This window comes from Runella sp. R0.1_18, assembly GCF_057652155.1.
In genome coordinates this window covers 1-248 of record NZ_JBYFCK010000136.1, presented here as the reverse complement: position 1 = coordinate 248, position 248 = coordinate 1, and the positions used below count along the sequence as shown (strand labels likewise).

1 protein-coding gene is annotated in these 248 nt (G+C 49.6%); it reads left to right on the top strand.

The genetic code is table 11. The features are described from left to right. Positions 1 to 248 (top strand): Ig-like domain-containing protein (locus AC23P2_RS31400; RefSeq protein ID WP_487776839.1); only part of this gene is annotated, 248 nt, incomplete at both ends.

Here is a 248-nt window from a genome sequence, read left to right as displayed (position 1 = left end):
AACGACATTGCTGAAACGCCGCAAGATAAACCGTTTACAGGTAATGTGTTGACCAACGATGATGATCCAGAAGGTGGTCCGTTGACGGTAACGACGACGCCAGTGACGCCACCGACGAAAGGAACGGTGAGTTTGAACCCAGACGGTACGTTCACTTACACGCCAAATCCAGGAGTGACGGGTCAAGACGGTTTCTGTTACGAATTGAAGGACAATGTAGGCTTGAAAGATACGGCTTGTGTGGTGAT